Raw genomic sequence first — 19,682 nt, 5'->3', positions numbered from 1 at the left:
GATGAAAAGCATAAAATATATTTTGATCGCAATGGGGCTGATTTTTGGTTGCTTTGATCTTCAAGCGCAGCAGGCTCCAGTTTTTAGCCAGTATATGTTTAATCCGCTGTTTTTGAACCCTGCTTATGCAGGGTACAAACAGCAGGTTTATTTGCAGAGTTATTACAGAAAACAATGGACAGATGTTCAAGGTAGTCCTGAAACTTTTGCAATATCCGGTGATGGGCTAATTAATGATACCAATGTCGGTGTGGGTGGCCATATCCTTGTAGACAGATTGGGCGCACAAAAAACCACGGGGGGATATGCAAACTTTGCTTACCATCTAAGGGTGTCCAATGAGGGGTATATGAGCTTTGGAATGGGGGCAGGTTTGGTCAATTCTAAGCTGGATGGATCAATGCTTAACCCAATAAATCCTAATGATCCAGCTGTGTCAACGGGTGATGAGCAAGTGTTATATCCTGATTTGAGAGCAGGGGTATTTTATTATAACCCATACTTCTTTTTGGGTGCATCAGCTGACAATATCTTTTCCTCTCAATTTAACTTTGATAATGGGGCAATGATGGTTCAGCCTAGAACCAATCTGTATTTAACAGCAGGTACCTTAATAGATCTTTCTTACAATGTAGCTTTAAAACCTTCCATCCTTTATGTGGATGATTTTGCTGGTCCCTCAAGATTAGATGTTAATGCCTTTGTGCTTTTGGGAGAAAGGCTGTGGTTGGGGGCTTCCTATAGGACTTCAGTTAATTTTCAGGGTGAGGAATTCAGGGAAATGGATCAAAAAAGGCCTGCCTCTGTTGTGGGATTGGTTGAGTTCTATGTTAATGATAGGCTAAGAATTGGTTATGCATATGATCACAATATTTCTGGATTTAGTGCCAAAACATTTTCAACTCACGATTTTTCAGTTGGGTATCTATTCCCTCCAAAGAAAGTCAAGTTAGTTTCTCCTAGATACTTTTAATTGATGCAGAAGATGAAAAAAAACATAGTAAACTTATTCTTTGTGTTGTTGTTGTTGAATTCATGTACAGGTCTTAGAAATAAGGAATTTGTCAAAGGGAATCAACAATATGAAATGATGAATTATGCTGTAGCTGTAGAGCATTATTCAATGGCATGGGATGAGGAAGAATTGCCGCAGACAGCTAGAGGTTTGGCTAACTCCTATTACCAAATGAGGGATTTTAATTTAGCAGAATCCTGGTATGGAAAGTTAGACAGGCTAGATGACCTTAGCTATGAAGACCGATTGAAATTTGCTAAGACGCTTATTTCAAATTCGAAATTTGATGAGGCAAAGAGACAGCTAAACGAATATAAAAGATCAGGCCAAGAGGGGGTGGATATTGATGAGGCTAATAAATTATTGAGCTTAATCAATGAAGCTAAGGAAATTTTAAATGATCCCAAAGATGTTCAAATAAAAAACCTGAAAGAGATTAATTCCAAGTATTCGGATTTTTCGGGTATTATTGAAGGTAATAAACTGGTTTTTGCTAGCGATAGAATTGATAGTATGCCCACTAATGCAAAAGTGGATGAATATAATGCCCTAAGGAGTGATATTTATGGTTGGACAGGTAATGGATACTTACAAGTATATGAGGCAAAGGGTAACTGGGATGATTTTGAGACTGATAGTGTCGAAACTTTAGAGAAATACAAAAGCCCTCATCACAGTGGTCCCATTTATGAAGCAGAGGATTTTATTTTTTGGGTGAAGGCTGGGAAACCTGGAAAAGATGCCGGCAGGCCTAGTGGGAGTAGAAAAGATTTTACTCTTTTTCCACAGATTTTCTATATGGAGAAAGTGGAAGAAGAATGGACAGATTTGAAGAGCTTACCTTTCAATAGTCCCTATGAATATGGTGTAAGTGATCCTTTTTGGGATGAGAAAAGTAAAAAACTGTACTTTTCATCTGGGCAGCCTGATGGTTCTGGTAATTCGGATATTTATTTTACCAAATACCTTGGAGATAATAACTGGTCCAATCCTGTGAATCTAGGTGAAAATATCAACTCTGTTGGAAATGAAAGAACTCCTTATATCAATGAAAAGGGAGAGTTTTATTTTTCTTCAGATGGAAGAGGAGGGCTAGGGGGGCTCGATGTATACAAGTCTGAGAAATCTGGCAATTCTTGGGGAAAGGCCCAAAATATGGGCGCTCCTATAAATTCCAGTAGGGATGATTTTGCCTTTTATTTCAACAGTGAAATTCCAGATAGGGGAGTTTTGAGCTCTGACCGGCCTGGAGGGAATGGTTTGGATGATATCTATGCATTTATTTTAGAAGTTAATTCAAAGATATTTCTTAAAGGTGTGGTGATGGATAAAGTGACTATGCAGCCTTTGGAAAATGCAGTAGTAGAACTAATGGATAAAACTACTGGTACAAATTTCAATTTCGTTACGAATGAGGATGGAGAATATGACTTTGTACTAGGAGAGGAAACTGATTATGATATAGAAGGGAAAAAGACGGATTATATTTCTGCTGAGTTGAAGGATCTGAGCACAAAAGGTCTTAGGCTGTTTGCGGATACTATAATCCGAAAAAACCTGTATTTGGATAAAATCGAAATCGGAAAAACCATTAAGCTAGAAAATATTTACTATGATTTTGATAAATGGGACATTAGATCAGATGCAGCCTTAGAACTGGATAAACTGGTGAAAATTCTAGATGATAATCCGACAATGAAAATCGAGCTTAACTCACATACTGATAGTCGAGGGTCTGATTCTTATAATCAGATATTATCAGAAAAGAGGGCGCAATCAGCTGTTGATTATATTATTTCAAAGGGTGTTTCCAGGGTTAGGATAGAAGCAAAAGGCTATGGAGAATCTAGGTTGTTGAATAAATGTGATGATGGGATTGAATGTACTGATGAGGAGCATCAGTATAACCGTCGAACTGAGTTTACTATAGTAGATTATTGATATTTTACCAGTTACCTATTTCCCGATTTTTTCTGGTCAAAATGAAGAGGTTTAATTGTAGTGTTTTCTCAAAAAGCCATGATGCCCTTAGGGTGTCATTGGCTTTTTTTGTTTTATTTTTTCTTTCTAGTAAGGCCTTTCCTTTTAGTAATAATGGGAAAATTTATGCTGAAGATTTAGTAAGCAACAGCCAAGTTATAAGTTGTGGAATAGCATGTTTGAAGAAAACTGCCGAATTTCCTTCAAATGCATTAATGGAAAACGGGTCATATGCTAGACTTTATAGTAGCCCAGGAGGTTTGTTAGGACTAGGAAGTTATGATGGTTTCATTGAAATTGGCTATGAAAATGAAGTTCCTGCAAACACCCCAACTTATATCCGCGTTGATGGTGATCAAAATCTTTTTCAGTCCCTATTGTCAGGAACTTTGGGGGATTTACTATCAGGTGTATTGGGGACTGCTTTAGGTATGCAAATTATTCAAGTAATAGCATATGATGAGGATGGAAATGAGGTGCTAGATGAGGATTCAAATGGTGGCTTAACTAGTGGGGAAATGAATGTGGTGATGGATGAAAATGGTGATTTTTATTTCCGCATAGTTCCACAAGAATCGTATAAATCCATTAAAATTATTAATAAGTCTTCTGCTTTGGTAAGTCTGGAAACAGAATTTACTTTAGATGTTTACCATGTGTTTTATTTTGAAGATGGATGTAATTATACACCAGAATTCGTGTCATATGATGGTGAGGGGATAAGCCTGGACGCACTTGGATTAGGAGGGGGGGTAATAGATTCTCCACAAAATGCGATTGATGGGGACGATGGGACCACTTCATCTCTTAGTACTGGTTTAGCTGGCGTAGCAGGAAGTATGAGTCAATTTTTTTATTTCTCAAATACCTCAAATCAATCTGATGAAGTCATGGTTACCATTAGTGGGGATCCTTCTTTACTCAATCTTGAACTCTTTAGTAATTTATCATTCATTGCTTATGATGGTGAGGATGAGGTCTATAATGAGGATTTAGGAGCTATGGCTGATGAATTACTCGATTTATTAAAACTAGATTTATTAGGTCTCTTAATGGACGGAGAGGAAGTTACTTTTCCTATAAGTCCTGGTTTTCCCTTTGATCGATTTGAAATAAAAGTGGAGTCATTAGTAGATGTTGATGTTTTAGAGGCTTTGAATATTCATGAAGTAGAAAGGACTCTAGGAAAACCCTCGTTCGATATTTCAGGGAACGAATATTCTGTTTGTAAAGGGCAAAATTTAGTGATTTCTCCCGATGATTTCTCTGGTTCGGTTGTTCGTTGGTATGATGAAAACGGTATGTTTCTAGGGGAAGGTGAACAATTGGAAGTGGAAAATATAAGTGAAAATGATGTTTATTATGTTTCTACATCAGATATATGTGAGGAGGAACTCGAGTCAGCAAGAGTTGCAATTGATATAGAAGCCTTTGAAGTACCGGAAACGGAGGATTATCAAGCCCTGCCAAGTTCAGCGGAGTATGGCGAAGGGGAAAAAGTAGTGTTAGAACCGTATTTGGAGCTTGAAACCGGCATTGAAACCCCTGAATTTTACTGGTCTTTTAATCCTGAAGGCGTTCCTGAGATTTCAAATGAAGAGGTGGTTGATAAAGGGGATCACAATGTGACTTATCGTGTATTGCCCAATGGTAATTTGGAAATTGAAGGTTTAATAGCAGATGAAGAAATCGATGATGTTTATTTAATTCTTCAAAATGGTGAGACTGGTTGTAAAAGTTCACAAGCTGTTGAGCAGGTATTTAAGGTCTTGCCAGTAAGTTGGGGTGAATTTGAAGCTGAAAAAGAGGAAACGGGGATTCGGTTAAATTGGTCGATGAATTTGGATCAGGGACTGCAAAAATTTGTTGTACAAAGGTCTGGCTCAGATAAAATCTGGATGACTTTGGGAGAAGTTGACTGTGAAAATGATTTTGTAGGGAAGGATAAATTTGATTTTGAGGATTATTACCCCATTGTTGGAAATAATTATTATAGAATAATAGCAATTGATCTAGAAGGAAAATTGGAGTACTCCAAAATTATTAGGGCTCAATTCGAACAGCCTTTGCATTACCAATTTTCGATTTCGCCAAATCCAGTATATCAGAAACCTAGGCTTTATAATAAAACTGGTAATAAATATAATGACTTAATTATCAAAGTTTTTGATAGAAATGGGAACAAAGTGTATGAAAGTAAAATAAAAGAAATCAAGCCATGGTCTCATGTTGTGTTGAACGATAATCCTAAATTACAGTCAGGTGTATATGTGTATTGTTTGTTTTTAAATGGGGGGAATGTTTTCAAATTAAAAGTGATATGGTGATCTGCTGAAAGTCTTTTACCTGTTAAAACCTATAGTAAATTGCTAACCAACTTTGTTAAGAAAAACGCCTTTGTATCTCAGCATCAGATTAATGCAAAGGAAAAGGGAGCTAATCCTAAAGTCCATAGGTTTGAATTAACTCCCTTATTTATTGTTTTTTTTATCGGGTCACTTGGTTTAGTCTTGATAATATGTTTTGATAATAATTCCTTCCAACTGGAATGTTTTGTCCCTTGATAATTATTTCTTTCGAGTTTAGTGCTTCAATTTTGTCTAAATTAACAATATAAGCCTTATTGACTTTGCAGAAAAGCACAGATGGAAGCTTATTGATCACCTCCTTGATTAAATTTCTGAGAGTATATATGGTTTGGTCTTCAGTGCATATATGAGTATATGAGCCATCAGCTTTTATCCAGTCTATTTCCTGAATGTTTACCTTTTTAAGGTAGCCCTTGTCCCTGATGAAAATAGATCCTTTTATGATTCGGTCCTGAAAAATAAGCTCAGAAACTTTATTGTTAGATTTTGTCTCAAAATTACTAATGGCTAGCTCTAGAGATGTGACAAGTGTGTCCTTGGTAAAGGGTTTTAGAATATATCCCTCAGGAGAAACAGCTTTTACTTTCTCAATAGTCTCCTTATCGGACGCAGAAGTGAAAAAAATCACTGGAATATTGAATTTTTCGCGGATATTGTGGGCTATGTCTATGCCGTTTCTTTCTCCATTTAAATGGATATCTAAAAGAATGGCGGTTGGGGAATTTTCATACAGCACATCCTCTATTCTATTCTCAGAATCTAAGATTTCACATACTTCGTAACCTTCAGATTCTAATAGGTCTTTGGTATTGTCAGCAAGCTCAAAGTTATCTTCGACGATCAGTATTTGTTTCTTCATAATTTAAAATAAGCAATCTCGGGTCCTTAATTAAAAAAAATATTTAATTCAATTATTTGAATTAATAGATTTCACAGCAAGGTAGCACATCGGTTTTAATAAATTGACTATTGGGGTTTAAAGGACTTTACTGCATATTAGTCTATTTTTTGAATAATTACAACACGAATAGTTTTTATAGATGACTAAAATTCCCTAGTGAAATTCACTAAATGTGCAATTCCTGATATTTGGTTGAGTTTTTATTTATTTCATTATAAATGTCGAATTTAAGTAGTTAAATGTTCGTTATTGCACTGAATTTTTAAAAAAATCCTAAATTTGTGATTTAAATAAAACTGTGGTATGAGCATATAATTAAATTTAAGTAATTATTATTTACCTAGAGTTTATAATGAAAATAGCTGTAATAGTTATATTGGAGATTAAGGAGAGGGAGGTTACGACATATTATGATGGATGTTTATTGTATAAAAGTAGGTCGATCTTGTTCCAAAGTCTAGAATGCCCTTTGTAAAATCACCAGTTGGATGATAAATATTGGTTTTGATATAAAAGATAGCCACCCATTTTTAATTAAAATGTTAAATCTGACATAAATTGACAAGTAACGATTTTGAATTATATTATTTTCAACAAATTTTCAAGGTGCAGCAAATGTTCCTTGAAAAGGGAAATATTCAAGATTCATTTCAAGATGTATTGGACTTAGCTAAAGAAGCTAGTGATTCAAATTTTGTTGGATCAATTCTTCTTGATACTAAAAACGGCGAGGTGCTTCGCTACTTTTTTTCGGAATTTTCAGAACAGAAATTCCCATTAAAAGCTATAATCAATAAAATTGTTAGGAAGTCCAATTTGAACAATGGTGGAGTTGAATTGATTTTTGATAAATTGAAATTTGACACTAAGAATGAAATTTTGGAATGGACTTATGCACTGAGCTCAATAGGAATAAAACAGGGGGTGTGTTTAGTGCTTGTTATGATGGGGCCAAAACTCACTAGGCAAGATCAACTAAAGAAGTATTTGAATAATACGGTCAATTGTTTGAGGATAATATTAAGGTCGGCTGGTGATTATCAATTTAAGAAGTTGTCTTCTGAGATTTCTGATAAAAAATATTCTTTTGTTAATTTTTTAGAAGAGGCTACTGATATAATTTGTGTTTTTGATAAGGAATTCGAACCAATTTATTCCTCTTCTTCTTTTAGGGAGATTTTGGGATTTTGTCCTGATAGAAATAACAAGGAACTGTTTTTGGACAAATTTTTAAATGGTCGGAAAGAGAGAATTACTTTATTTTCGAATCAAGACAATAGAGGTCAGTTTGAAATTGAGACCAAGTCTGGGAAAAAGCTTTGGTTTGATACTGTTTTTAGTCCGATAAAAAATGAAAATGGAGATGTGGAAGCATTATTAGCAGTATCTAGAGATATTTCAAAGGAAGAAAAGCTAAAGTCTACTCAGAAGTTTGCTTTACAGAAAGAAAAGGAGTTGAATAGTTCAAAGTCCCAGTTTATTTCAATTACTTCCCATGAATTTAAAACGCCACTTTCTACAATTAAATCCAGTGTAGAGATCTGTAAAATTGAACTGGAAAGAAATACTGATAAATTTCCTTCGAGGGAGAAGTTTAACAAGCATTTCAAAAGGATCAATGGTGAGGCCGATCGAATGAATACCTTGCTGAATAATTTATTGAACCTAGAAAAAATTAACCAAGGTGTTATTCAGGTAAAATTAAAAAAGAAATATCTCAACAACTACCTCAACACTGTTCTTGAGAACTATTTAGATCAAGATCTTATATTTTTAGATATTGATTTACAGGAAGATTTTAAAATATCCTTAGATGAGGATTTGGTCAGGCAGTCTTTATTTAATCTGGTTGAAAATGCACTGAAGTATGGTAGCCGGGATTTGAAACCAGTTGTCAAAACCTATTTATTGGATGATGAACTGAATCTGTGTGTGCAGGATTTTGGAGAAGGTATTTCTGATGAGGATAAGAAAAACCTATTTAAACCCTTTTATAGGGCTTCGAATTCGCACAAATATGAAAAGGGATCTGGCCTAGGCCTGATGATTACTCAGAAATTTATTGAGTTAGTAGGTGGAAAAGTTTCTTTTAAATCCGAATTAGGGAAAGGTTCTACTTTTACTATTCACCTTCCTTTATCTATTGAGAAATAATGGGTTTTAATTCTATTCCTATTTTATGTACTTTAGCCATGTTTTGAACATAAAGTTCTTTCTATTTCTTTTTAGGAATTATATTTTAACAAATACATTTATGAAGAATTTAGTTTTGCCCATTGTGGTAATGGGATTTGCTATGTCTTTTTTTGCCTGTTCAGGCAATAAGAAGGAAAACATTACAGCAGAGGCGGTTGATCAGGAATGGCAAAGCCTGTTCAATGGTGAGAGTTTTGATAACTGGAGGATTAAAATTGCCAAACATGAATTGGATGAAAATTATGCAAATACTTTCCGTATTGAGGATGGTATGATGAAGGTCAGGTATGATGAATACGATGATTTTAATTACCAATATGGACATATCTTTTATGATAAATCCTTCTCTGCTTATTTACTTCATTTAGAATACAGATTTGTTGGGGAGCAAGCTCCTGGAGGAGAAGGATGGGCACTTAGGAACAGTGGAGCAATGCTTCATGGCCAGGATCCAAGAACAATGGGGGTTGATCAGAATTTCCCTATTTCAATTGAAGGTCAGCTTTTGGGTGGAGATGGTACTCATGACCGAACTACAAGTAATCTTTGTACGCCAGGCACAAATGTAGTTATGGATGGCGAGCTTTTTACTCCACATTGTGTGAGCTCTTCTTCTAAAACCTATCACGGAGAACAGTGGGTCTCAGCTGATTTTTTGGTGTTGGGTGATTCAATAGTTCATCATATTGTAGAAGGGGATACGGTTTTGACTTATTTCGACCCGCAAATCGGGGGTGGAAATGTAGATAACTTTGATCCAGCGGTAAAGAAAGACGGTCAGCTGATTAAAGAAGGTTTTATTTCTCTTCAAAGTGAAAGCCATCCCATTGATTTTAGAACTGTTGAATTATTTGATTTAGCGCCTTATATGGATGACCAATCCAAACTTAAAGAAGTGTTAGGCTTGCTGAGAGCTAGAAAGACACATAAATAAAATTATATCAAAAAGGCTAAGCTGATATTAAACTTAGCCTTTTTGATATAATTGAAAGAGAGTTTTTTAGCATCAGAAAACTACTTGATAGTCGGTTCAGGATGATTGTCAGGGTCAAAAGGGTCGTAGAAATATAACCCGCTATCTTTATATAATTTGAAGTGTTTTTTAAGTCTTTGACTGAAATCCTCATAGTTTCGTTTGTTTTCTTGACTCCAAACTGCTTCGGCCATTGCAGCAATTCTTGGGAATACCAGAAAGTCTAATCTTTCCTCATTCGACACTGTTTCTGTCCAAAGATTAGCCTGGAGACCTAAGATTAAATCTGCTTTGTCTTCAGGGATGTCTAATCTAGAAATATCGAATTCGTAAACGCTTTGAAGAGGGTTGAAGTTGCCGCCCCATTTTCTTCCATATCTATGTGTTTCCTCTTGGACAAAATCGAAATATAAAGGTATTCTAGGACATATTACAGTAGAGATATTGTTTTCGAGCAGTTTAAGCAACTGTTCTGGTTTGTCATGTCTCCACCATAATAGGATGCTTTTTTCGGTTGGTAATCCAGCCTCAGCCATTTCATCCCATGCCAAGATTTTATTATTGAGAGAGAACAAGGAGTCGGCCATCCTTTTTATGAAATAGTCTTCCACTTCTTTTAAGTTGCTCAAGTTCTGTTGCTGCCTGAGATCCTTGATAAATGGATCACTTGCCCATTGTTGATTACCAAAACTTACTTCATCTCCTCCCAAATGGATCATTTGACTAGGGAACAGGGCGTTTATTTCACGAAGTATGTCAGTGAGGTACTGGTATGTTTCCTCTTTGCCAGGGTGAAAGGTGAATTCAGGGTGTTTTTCGGATCCTCCACCGCTAAATTCTGGATAGGCCTTATTAGCCGCCGTAGCATGTCCAGGCATATCTATTTCTGGAATGACTTCTATTTTTCTTTCATTTGCATAGCTTACTATTTCTTTGATTTCTTCCTGCGTGTAATATTGACTTGGTGCATATGGATTCCCATGGTTACCGATTCCCCCTACTAAGGCCAGTTTTGGATATTTTTGGATTTCTATTCTCCATCCTGGTGAATCTGTTAGGTGCCAGTGGAATTTGTTGAGCTTGTAATAAGCCATCCAATCTAAAATTGACTTTACTTTATCTACCCCGAAAAAGTGCCTGGATTCATCAAGCATAAATCCCCTCCAACCATACCGAGGGCTATCCTTAACTTTCCAACCTAGTATGGACAATCCATTGTCATTAACTTCGGATTGATCGATGATTTGTAGAAGGGAGATCATTCCATGAAATACACCCTCCTCATCATTGGCAGTGATTTGAATTTGGTCGGTTTCAATAGTTAATTGATATGTTTTCTCCCCCAATGAGGATATGTTTAGAAGTATGGAGGGCTGGGGCCTTACTAGTTTTTGTCAATGAAAGTGGTAGCTTGTTTTTTCTTAAAAGTTCTTTTTGAAGAAAATGAGCTTCATCTTTTAAGCTCTCATCCAAGTATTGGATGGGAGTGTTTTCATTTAAGGTAAAAATATCCCTACCACCTTCAAATGAATAAGGAACAGGGATGATGGGAGGAATCACCTGCGCCAGGGCAAGTTGACAAAGAAGGTTGAAAAGAAATATTAGTTTAAAGGTTTTCATACCGATTTCCTTTTGGGTTGTAGTTTGTTGAAAAAAAAATGCTGACAAAAACAGTAATAGTTGATGTCAGCATTGAAGGTGTTTCTATGATTTAAATTAATTTAGAAACCAATCTTGATACCTTTTTAACGCTTCGATATAGTAATAATCGGCATAAGTTAATGGAACGTCAATTTCAGAATTATGGGGAATTGAACCTACACTGTGCTTAAGGATGAAGCCTCCGTTTTGTCCTTCCTCAGCAATATATGGTGCTGAAGACATGCTAATTAACATTTTTTCGGCTGCATTTTTATAGCTGTTTGATTTTTTTGAATCTTGTGTGTATTTGCTCAATTCTAATAATGCTGAAGCATTAACAGCTGCTGCGGATACATCTCGTAAAGTGCTGTCCGAAGCAGGAGCATCATAATCCCAATATGGAATAAGGTCTTCAGGCATATTAGGATGATTGAGGGTGTAGTCAGCAATATGTTCTGCTTGGTTTAAGTACTTGGGGTCTTTGGTCTCTCTAAACATGACGGTGTAACCATATAATCCCCACGCTTGACCACGGGACCATGCAGAATCATCAGCTTTTCCTTGAGCTGTTTGTTTACCTACTGGTTGGCCATTTTCGATGCTATAATCTACCACATGGAAAGAACTGTAATCCTTTCTATAATGATGTTTCATTGTGCTGTCGGCATGAGAAAGGTTTATATTTTTGAAATCCTCATTTCCACTAGCATTGGCTGCCCAGAATAAAAACTCCAGGTTCATCATATTATCAATGATTACAGGGTATTGCCATTTGCCATGGTCCCAAGATTTTATTAAACCGGTTTCTGGGTGGAATCTAGTTGCAAGGGATTCTGCTCCTTCAAGCATAATATCTTGATAGTGCTCATTTCCTGTTATTCTGTAAGCATTGCCAAAGCTACAATAAAGCATAAAGCCCAAATCGTGTGTGCCTTTATTTTCTTTTTCCTTTTCTAGGATTTCAAGTTTTTGCTCCGCCAATTTCAACATGGAAGAATCACCTGACATTTCGAATAAGTACAATAAAGTTCCAGGATAGAAACCTGAAGTCCACCAAGATGTGCCAGATGTAATTAGCTTGTTCTCTTCTTTATTGTAGGTTCTGGGCAATTTGTCTTCTGGAACCAAGGTGCTAAGGTGTTGGTATTGTTTTACAGAAAAATCAATATTGTTTTTTATGAATTGCTTGGTAATAGAAGATTTAGGAGAAGTTTCCTTTTTTTCAGAAGTGTCTTTGCTGCTGCAAGAACTAAGTAATGCAGCCATGCTAAAAATAGCAAGTGAAAATAAGTTAATAATTGTTTTCATTAGTGATGTTATTAATTGTCTATGTTGGACTGCAAGATAGATTAATTTGATAAAATTTCACAGATCCTGTATTAGTAGAGGCTTTTTTTTATAAAAGACCACTTTGAAATAGATTTATTTTTATAATTTGTTCGATTATTGCTTTAATGTTAATAATTCGAAGGTATGAAGATTTAGTTATCCCCTTTATTGTATAATTTGCCTGATCTACCAAATATTTTTGTTTTTTTAGCTTGAATGAATTTGGAATGATGCCAAAATAATCTTTAAAATAGATGAGTAGTGTGACGAAAGAAATCCTAGACAGAGAAAGAACAGTGTGGTTAGCTTTTTTGGAAGGCGATGATCAGGCTCTTGCTGAGGTATATTCCAATAATATTGATCGATTGTATAATTATGGCAGACAGTTTACTAGAAATAAGTCTTTAGTTAAAGATGCCATTCAAGATATATTTTTTCAGCTGATAGATGATCGTGATAAATTAAGTCCAGCCAAATCAGTCAGGGCCTATTTGTTTGCTTGCTTGAGGAGAAAGTTGCTGGAGATATTAAAAAAGGAAAGAAGAGAAGTGGATATGTTTCCTGAAGAAGAGGAAGCGTTTTTTATATCAGTAGATGCCAATTCTTATTTTATTGATTCCAAACTTTCTTTGGATCAAAAAAAACTGTTGGAGCAACATTGCAATGATTTGCCTGTAAGACAAAGGGAAATTATTATGATGCGGTTTTTTGAAGGGCTACCTTATGAAGAGATTGCAGAGATCATGGGCTTGGCCAATGCGAAGACTGTTAGGACGATGATGTACAGAGGCTTAAACAAACTTTCGGAATCATTGAGCCCATTTAAGTCTCAGCTACTACAGACGATAATCATTTTCGATCTTTTGAGATAATTTTTTTCTGCTTTTATCTTGATCTTAGCACTCTAGAGGTGTATTTCTTTACCTATTAAAATTTTTTTTTAAAAAATCAGTAAAGAGACGTGGTCGTTTTATTGGTTTTATCCTCTCTCCTTACAAAGGACTCCTAAAAAAGGATTTGTAAGATATGGCTTTCAAAGATGATGTTTTTAAAGAGCTGCTTGAAGATGAAAAATTCATCCAATGGTTAATAGCTCCACATAAAGAATCAGATATATACTGGAAAGAATGGGTGGTGGCTAATCCTGAAAAGGCTCCTGTGCTCAAAGATATAAAGGCAGTAGTGAATGCTATTGAGCCAAAAATGACCTTTGGTCTGGAAATAGGAGAGAAGAAAGAGATGATGGACCAGATCATGCTGTATGCAGAGAAGAATGGTAAGATGAAGAAATTAAGAAAAGATTTCAAAGGATCAGATAGCAAATGGACTAGCAAGACATTGCTTGCAGCTTGCTTTGTAATCATCGCTATTTTGACCGCCCATTATTTTAATTTGTTTGCACCAGAAATAAGGGAAACTCCCCCAGTTTCCATTGAAAAAATGATTAGTAAGAAGACTTCAAAGGGAACAAAGTCAAGTTTCTATTTGCCGGATGGTACACTAGTGAAACTAAATTCCTCTAGTAAGTTAGAGTTTCCGAACGTTTTTTCTGATTCGATAAGGGAAGTAAGATTAGTAGGGCAAGCATTTTTTGAAGTGACTAGGAATGAAGCGGTTCCTTTTATAGTGAGAACAGAAAAAATGGATGTCCAAGTGTTGGGGACTTCTTTTGATATTTTGAGTTATCCCAATTCTGATCGTTTTGAAGTAGCTGTTGCCACAGGAAAGGTAGCGGTGGATTCAAGGGAAGGATATTCAGAAATAATCACCAAATCAGAAATGACTCGACTTGATCTGAAATCAGGGCGGTTGATTAAATCCAGTTATACTCCAATATATCATTTGGGTTGGAAAGATGGTGTTTTGGCTTTTGAGGACAAATCATTTAAACAAGTTTTTGAGGATTTGGAGAGATGGTATGGAGTGGATATTCAGGTGTCATCTGAAATTGATTTGAAGAAAAAATATACCGGGAAGTATGATAATCAAAGCTTAGAAAATGTACTGTTTGGCATGGCCACGGTATTGGATTTTCAATTTGAAATCAACGGTAAGCAGATAAAGATATTTAGCTAAATATATATATACAATAACCCAAAAATGTGTAATCCATATTAAACACGAATCATTTGAATATGAAAAAATACCTACAGTCTAGAATTAAGTTTGTAGGGATGTTTATGATGGCTTTTCTTATTGTCCATTATAATATCCTTGCACATCAATATGCCTATGCTGGCCTCAACAGGCAGCAGGATTTAGAAAGCGCAAAAGTTTCCATAAGAATGAAAGATGTCAGTGTCGTTGAAGTGCTCAAAAACATTGAAGCGAAAACGGCTTTTCATGTGGCTTTTATAGAGGAACAACTTTCGAAAGAAAGAAATGTCACGATTAGTGCCAATAAAAAGTCTCTTTTGAAGGTGCTCGAGGAACTTTCCAGAGATTATAACCTGAAATTTACCCAAGTAAACAACACCATTCATGTAGTACCAAAAAATTCTATTACAAAACCGAAGGAGGTTGAGGAAAGGTCTGTTTCTGGAAAGGTCTTGGATGAAGCAGGGATGCCTATTCCAGGAGTGAACATTATAGTGAAAGGCACAAAGAGAGTTACGGTAACAGATCTAGATGGTTCATTTTCCTTTGAAAATATAGCGGAAGATGCTGTGTTGGTTTTTTCATTTATAGGATTTGATGCGCAAGAGGTGAGTGTGGCAGGAAAAGAGTCGATTGCGGTGACCTTGTCTGAGGATATGTCTGACTTACAAGAAGTAGTGGTGGTGGGTTATGGTACGCAGAAAAAGGCTAATTTGACAGGAGCTGTTTCAACAGTAGATTCAAAGGCCTTAGAAGATCGGCCTGTAGCAAATGTGGCCAATGCTTTGCAGGGAACCACTCCTGGACTAAATATTACCCGTACAGGAGGTCAGCCAGGCAATGAAAATATCGGTATTCAAGTGAGGGGTGTCACTTCAGCGAATGGTGCCGTAAATCCGCTATTGATGGTAGATGGAGTTCCTGCGCCTCTGTTTACCCTTCAAACCATCAATCCAAATGATATCGAATCGGTAACAGTCCTAAAAGATGCTGCTGCCGCAGCTATTTATGGCGCTCAAGCCGCTGGTGGGGTGATCTTGGTAACTACCAAAGTGGGCAAAAAAGGGAAGACTACTTTTGAGTATTCCAACCAAATAGGTACCGAATGGGCGCTGAATGTGCCAGAAAGATTAAGCCTACTTGATGAGGCTCTTTACTCCAACTTGGCCAGATCAAATGCCGGGGTAGGTGCAGAATATAATGAAGAGGCATTACAGTATATCCGTGACGGAGTGGAGTTCGTGCCAAGTGAGACTAACCCTAACAAATGGGTGACTTATAACCAGAGGAGTATTAGGGAGCAGGTGCTAAGAAAGACTTCCCCAATGCAAACCCATAATTTAAGTGCGCGCGGAGGAGCAGAAAACCTTAATTATTTAGTGTCTTTGGGATATTATAATAAGCAAGGGGTGTTTAAGGTTGGTCCGGATAGTTTCGAGCGGTATAATGCTCGGTTCAATTTAGGAGCCCAGCTTACCAAGCACCTTTCATTGGATTCCAGAATTTCTTATGCTAATCATCATACTGAAGCGCCATCAAGAGGGGCTGGTGGATATGGCCTTTTGCAGCAAGTCTATCAAGCACGTCAACGATTTCCTGTCTTTATGCCCGATGGACGGCTTTTTGGAGGAGCGGGATCTTCAGGAAATAATACCTATGCCTATCTGACACAAGGTGGATATGATAATTCTACAAGAAATGATTTTGATGGGGTATTTACAGGAACGCTAAAAGATGTAGTAAAGGGGCTGACAATTAGGTCTATTTTTGGACGTCAATATAGACGTACGGACAGACAAAGGTTTGCTAGAACCGTAGAGCTTTGGGATAGAGGAGGAGATAATCCAGCCTATATCCTGAACAATCCAAATGGTTACCAGCTGACTCAGGATAATACCATCAATACCAGTTTCCAGATGTTGGTGGATTATGATCTGAAAGTAGGAGAAATGCACAAATTCCATGCTTTGGCTGGTTATCAATGGGAAGATTTTAGATGGACAAGGCTTTATTCACAAGCTACAAACCTTATTAGTAATGATTTGCCTTCTCTTAATTTAGGAGACGATAATACCAAGGTGACCAATCAAAGTATCAATACTTATGCTAATCAATCTGTATTTGGTAGGGTGAATTACAGTTTTGATGAAAAATTTCTTTTTGAAGCTACTATCAGGATGGATGAAAGCTCTAGGCTAGCTCCTGACCTTAGGACCAAAGTCTTTCCAGCAGCTTCTGTGGGATGGAATATGCATAGGGAAGAATTTTTTGGAAATGCCCTACCTTTCTTTTCTGAGTTTAAGCTAAGGGGTTCATGGGGTCAGTTAGGTAGTGCTTTGGGAGGAAATATAATAGGGTATTATGACTATTTAAGTCTCCTTTCACGAGGATCAGGGTTAGTTCTAGGTACAGATGAGACCCGAACAACTTATTTTTACGAGAGCAGTGTGCCATCTTCCAGTCTTTCATGGGAAACCATTGAAACTTGGAATGGAGGACTTGATTTGGGTTTGCTAGAGAATAAACTCCAAATGAACTTTGACTACTATGTTAAGCATAATAGAAATATGCTAACACCACTGCAGCTTCCGGCTACTTTTGGTGTAGGAACGCCTAAAATCAATAATGGAGTGCTCAAATCTTGGGGATGGGAACTGGAAGTGAATTATAGGAATAGAGTTAGCGAAGATTTTAGCTATAATGTGGGGTTTAATCTTTCTGATAACCAAAATGAGTTGGTTGAGTATGCAGGAAGGAATGTGGTTAATGCAGGAAATAACAGCATCATAGAAGGTTTTCCTCTAAATACTATTTGGGGTTATGAAACCATGCCAGGGTATTTTAGTTCAGAAGACCAAGTGGATGCAGCACCTTTCCAAGATAACAGAACTAGTACTGGAGATATCCATTATGTAAATCAAGATGGAGACGACCGAATCACAGTAGGCCGCGGTACTACAGATGACTCGGGAGACTTGGTGCTTTTAGGTACTAACCAGCAGCGTTATCTATTTGGGGTAAATGCTTCTGCTCAGTGGAAGAATTTTGACATCTCGCTCTTTTTCCAAGGTGTAGGCAAGAGGAGTTTTATGCCTACAAGGGATATGATTATGCCATTGAGCCAGACTTGGTTTATGCCCATGAAACATCATCAGGATTACTGGAGTACAGAAAATACAGATGCAGCTTTCCCAAGACCATATTTAAATGGACACCATAATTACTTGCCTTCTGATCGCTGGGTATTAGATGGAAGTTATGTGAGACTAAAGAATTTCCAATTGGGATATTCATTGCCTGCTGCTGTAATCGAGCGAGTGAAAATTAATCGTGCCAGAGTCTTTATCACTGGGCAGGATGTACTGACTTTTACTAAAATGGGTGTGTTCAATGGGGTATTTGATCCGGAAAACTCGAATAATGTTCGGGCAGATTACCCATTCTTTGGTACTGTAGCGATGGGCATAAACCTTTCTTTCTAAATGCGGGTCAAACAAAATCCAAAAAACATGAAATATCAAAACAAAAATATATTTATAGGATTGCTTGTGTTCATTATTGGAATCAGCAGTTGTGATGTAGATCGATTCCCAGAAACAGCATTGAGTGATCCCTCTTTCTGGAGAAATGAAAATGACCTCCAGTTGGCAACCAACTATCTTTATACCTATTTGCCCGGACTACCAGTGACTTCGGATGTTTGGTCAGATGATGCCTTTGGAAAGGCTCCAAATTCTATAAGTGATGGTACTCGGATCGCTCCGGCAACTGATGGGGGGTATAATTCTCCTTATAGATTGATTCGTGCTGCCAATAATATCATAGAAAAGGCTCCAAGAGCTTTAGAAAGTGGGGTGGATTTGGCTATTGTGGACCGATATATTGCTGAAGCAAAATTTTTCAGGGCTTGGGCTTATTTTAGCTTGGTACAACGCTATGGTGATGTTCCTTTAATCGTAGAGTCCTTGGATGAAGATGATGATGAACTATATGCTCCGGCAGATCCAAGGGAAGACATTGTTGAGGTGATTTATTCGGATTTGGATGAGGCAGCTGAAAATTTGCCAGTACCATCTGAAATGGATGGGGCAGATTACGGAAGGATTTCCAGTACCTCTGCTTTAGCATTTAAATCTCGGGTGGCACTTTTTGAAGGGACCAGAGCGAAATATCATGGCTATGGCAATCCTCAGTCTCACTTGACATTGGCCAAGGAAGCTGCAGAAGCTTGTATGAATTCAGATGAGCATAGCTTGTTTAATTCCTATTTTGACCTTTATCAATATGCAGGCGAGGGCCCTCAAAACAAAGAGAATATATTGGTGAAGCAATATGGAGTTAATGTTTCGGAATCTATCTTGAGCCATACTACTCAACGAACACTGGAAACAGGAGCTTCTAATCCAACTAGGGCATTGGCTAATTCTTATTTGATGTCAGACGGTTTACCAATAGAAAAATCTCCTTTGTACAGCCAACCTGAAAATATTATGGATGTTTTTGAAAATAGGGACCCTAGAATGTTGGCGACCTTTTTTAAGGAAGGTGATGAGTACATTGGTACCCAACCTACTTTCAATGTCCCTAATTTGTCATTTCAGCGGACAGGTTTTGCCAATAGGCGTTATGCGAATTTGACCGATTGGCAAAACTCTAGGTCTTATATGGATTATGCAGTAATTCGGTACGCAGAGGTATTGTTAAACTATGCAGAGGCTATATATGAGTTGGATGGAGCAATAACTGATGGAGAATTGGATAACAGCATCAATCTTTTGAGAGAAAGAGCCGGGGTAGCTCGATTGGATAATGCATTTGCATCGGCAAATGGTTTAGATATGCTAGCGGAAATTAGAAGAGAACGTAGAGTGGAATTGGCTTTAGAGGGTTTTAGATACTGGGATTTGATCAGATGGAAAATTGCAGAAGACGTGTTACCCCAGGATGTATTGGGTAATTATTTCTTCGAAGATGAGTTTGGTTCAGATGTAACTCCAAATGTAAACGAGGACAATATCATTGTTTTACAAGCAGCAGAAAACAGGAGTTTTGATCCTGATAGAGATTATTTGTGGCCTTTGCCAATAAATGAATTGGGACTTAATCCTGCATTGGAGCAAAATCCTAATTGGTAATGCTTATTTCAGGGATCTGGGTTAATTCCAGGTCCCTTTTTTTATC

At 37.0% G+C, this 19,682-nt stretch carries 13 protein-coding genes; 9 read left to right on the top strand and 4 right to left on the bottom strand.

What is annotated here, in order from left to right; translation table 11 throughout:
• Window position 1: 1 nt before the first annotated feature.
• The 3 genes from KMW37_RS03080 (at window position 2) to KMW37_RS03070 (ending at window position 5,322) form a co-directional block, all read left to right on the top strand.
• Entirely contained in the window at window positions 2–973 is a 972-nt protein-coding gene (locus KMW37_RS03080; RefSeq protein WP_215223115.1) for a PorP/SprF family type IX secretion system membrane protein, read from the top strand.
• 12 nt (window positions 974–985) lie between these two features.
• Entirely contained in the window at window positions 986–2,956 is a 1,971-nt protein-coding gene (locus KMW37_RS22585) for an OmpA family protein (RefSeq protein ID WP_317195547.1), read from the top strand.
• A gap of 254 nt (window positions 2,957–3,210) precedes the next feature.
• A complete protein-coding gene (locus tag KMW37_RS03070; RefSeq protein WP_215223114.1) occupies window positions 3,211–5,322 on the top strand; it encodes a hypothetical protein in 2,112 nt (703 codons plus the stop codon).
• Window positions 5,323–5,482: 160 nt separating this feature from the next.
• On the opposite strand, the gene KMW37_RS03065 is transcribed toward KMW37_RS03070, so the two are convergent.
• Entirely contained in the window at window positions 5,483–6,223 is a 741-nt protein-coding gene (locus KMW37_RS03065; RefSeq protein WP_215223113.1) for a LytR/AlgR family response regulator transcription factor, read from the bottom strand.
• 600 nt (window positions 6,224–6,823) lie between these two features.
• Here KMW37_RS03065 and KMW37_RS03060 point away from each other — a divergent pair.
• Window positions 6,824–8,419 (top strand): PAS domain-containing sensor histidine kinase, encoded by a 1,596-nt coding sequence (locus KMW37_RS03060; protein WP_215223112.1) that lies wholly within the window; start codon window positions 6,824–6,826, stop codon window positions 8,417–8,419.
• A 100-nt stretch (window positions 8,420–8,519) separates the two neighbouring features.
• Window positions 8,520–9,395 (top strand): 3-keto-disaccharide hydrolase, encoded by an 876-nt coding sequence (locus KMW37_RS03055; RefSeq protein WP_215223111.1) that lies wholly within the window; start codon window positions 8,520–8,522, stop codon window positions 9,393–9,395.
• Window positions 9,396–9,475: 80 nt separating this feature from the next.
• Here the strand turns inward: KMW37_RS03055 and KMW37_RS03050 are convergent, their stop codons facing one another.
• From KMW37_RS03050 to KMW37_RS03045, 3 genes are all read right to left on the bottom strand, one after another.
• Window positions 9,476–10,780 carry a beta-N-acetylhexosaminidase gene (locus KMW37_RS03050; RefSeq protein ID WP_246581305.1) on the bottom strand — a complete coding sequence of 435 codons (1,305 nt, stop codon included), beginning with the start codon at window positions 10,778–10,780 and terminating at the stop codon, window positions 9,476–9,478.
• Entirely contained in the window at window positions 10,749–11,054 is a 306-nt protein-coding gene (locus KMW37_RS22385) for a glycoside hydrolase family 20 zincin-like fold domain-containing protein (protein ID WP_246581304.1), read from the bottom strand. Before KMW37_RS22385 ends, KMW37_RS03050 begins: the two co-directional genes overlap by 32 nt.
• 96 nt (window positions 11,055–11,150) lie before the next feature.
• Window positions 11,151–12,383, bottom strand: a complete 1,233-nt coding sequence (locus tag KMW37_RS03045; RefSeq protein ID WP_215223110.1) for a glycoside hydrolase family 88 protein — start codon at window positions 12,381–12,383, stop codon at window positions 11,151–11,153.
• A 275-nt stretch (window positions 12,384–12,658) separates the two neighbouring features.
• Between KMW37_RS03045 and KMW37_RS03040 the strand changes: the two genes are divergently transcribed.
• The 4 genes from KMW37_RS03040 (at window position 12,659) to KMW37_RS03025 (ending at window position 19,636) form a co-directional block, all read left to right on the top strand.
• Window positions 12,659–13,276: an RNA polymerase sigma factor gene (locus KMW37_RS03040; protein ID WP_215223109.1), complete on the top strand. Its 618-nt coding sequence runs from the start codon at window positions 12,659–12,661 to the stop codon at window positions 13,274–13,276.
• Between the two features lie 154 nt (window positions 13,277–13,430).
• A complete protein-coding gene (locus KMW37_RS03035) occupies window positions 13,431–14,480 on the top strand; it encodes a FecR family protein (RefSeq protein ID WP_215223108.1) in 1,050 nt (349 codons plus the stop codon).
• A gap of 59 nt (window positions 14,481–14,539) precedes the next feature.
• On the top strand, window positions 14,540–17,983 hold the full coding sequence (locus KMW37_RS03030) for a SusC/RagA family TonB-linked outer membrane protein (RefSeq protein WP_215223107.1): 3,444 nt from the start codon (window positions 14,540–14,542) through the stop codon (window positions 17,981–17,983).
• Window positions 17,984–18,010: 27 nt separating this feature from the next.
• The gene (locus tag KMW37_RS03025) at window positions 18,011–19,636 is read left to right on the top strand and encodes a RagB/SusD family nutrient uptake outer membrane protein (RefSeq protein ID WP_215223106.1); all 1,626 of its coding nucleotides are present in this window, start codon (window positions 18,011–18,013) and stop codon (window positions 19,634–19,636) included.
• Window positions 19,637–19,682 lie beyond the last annotated feature (46 nt).

Source organism: Echinicola shivajiensis (assembly GCF_018642165.1).
GTDB classification, from domain to species: domain Bacteria; phylum Bacteroidota; class Bacteroidia; order Cytophagales; family Cyclobacteriaceae; genus Echinicola; species Echinicola shivajiensis.
Note: the sequence above shows the minus strand (reverse complement) of the source record. Positions and strands in the feature narration are given on the sequence as shown.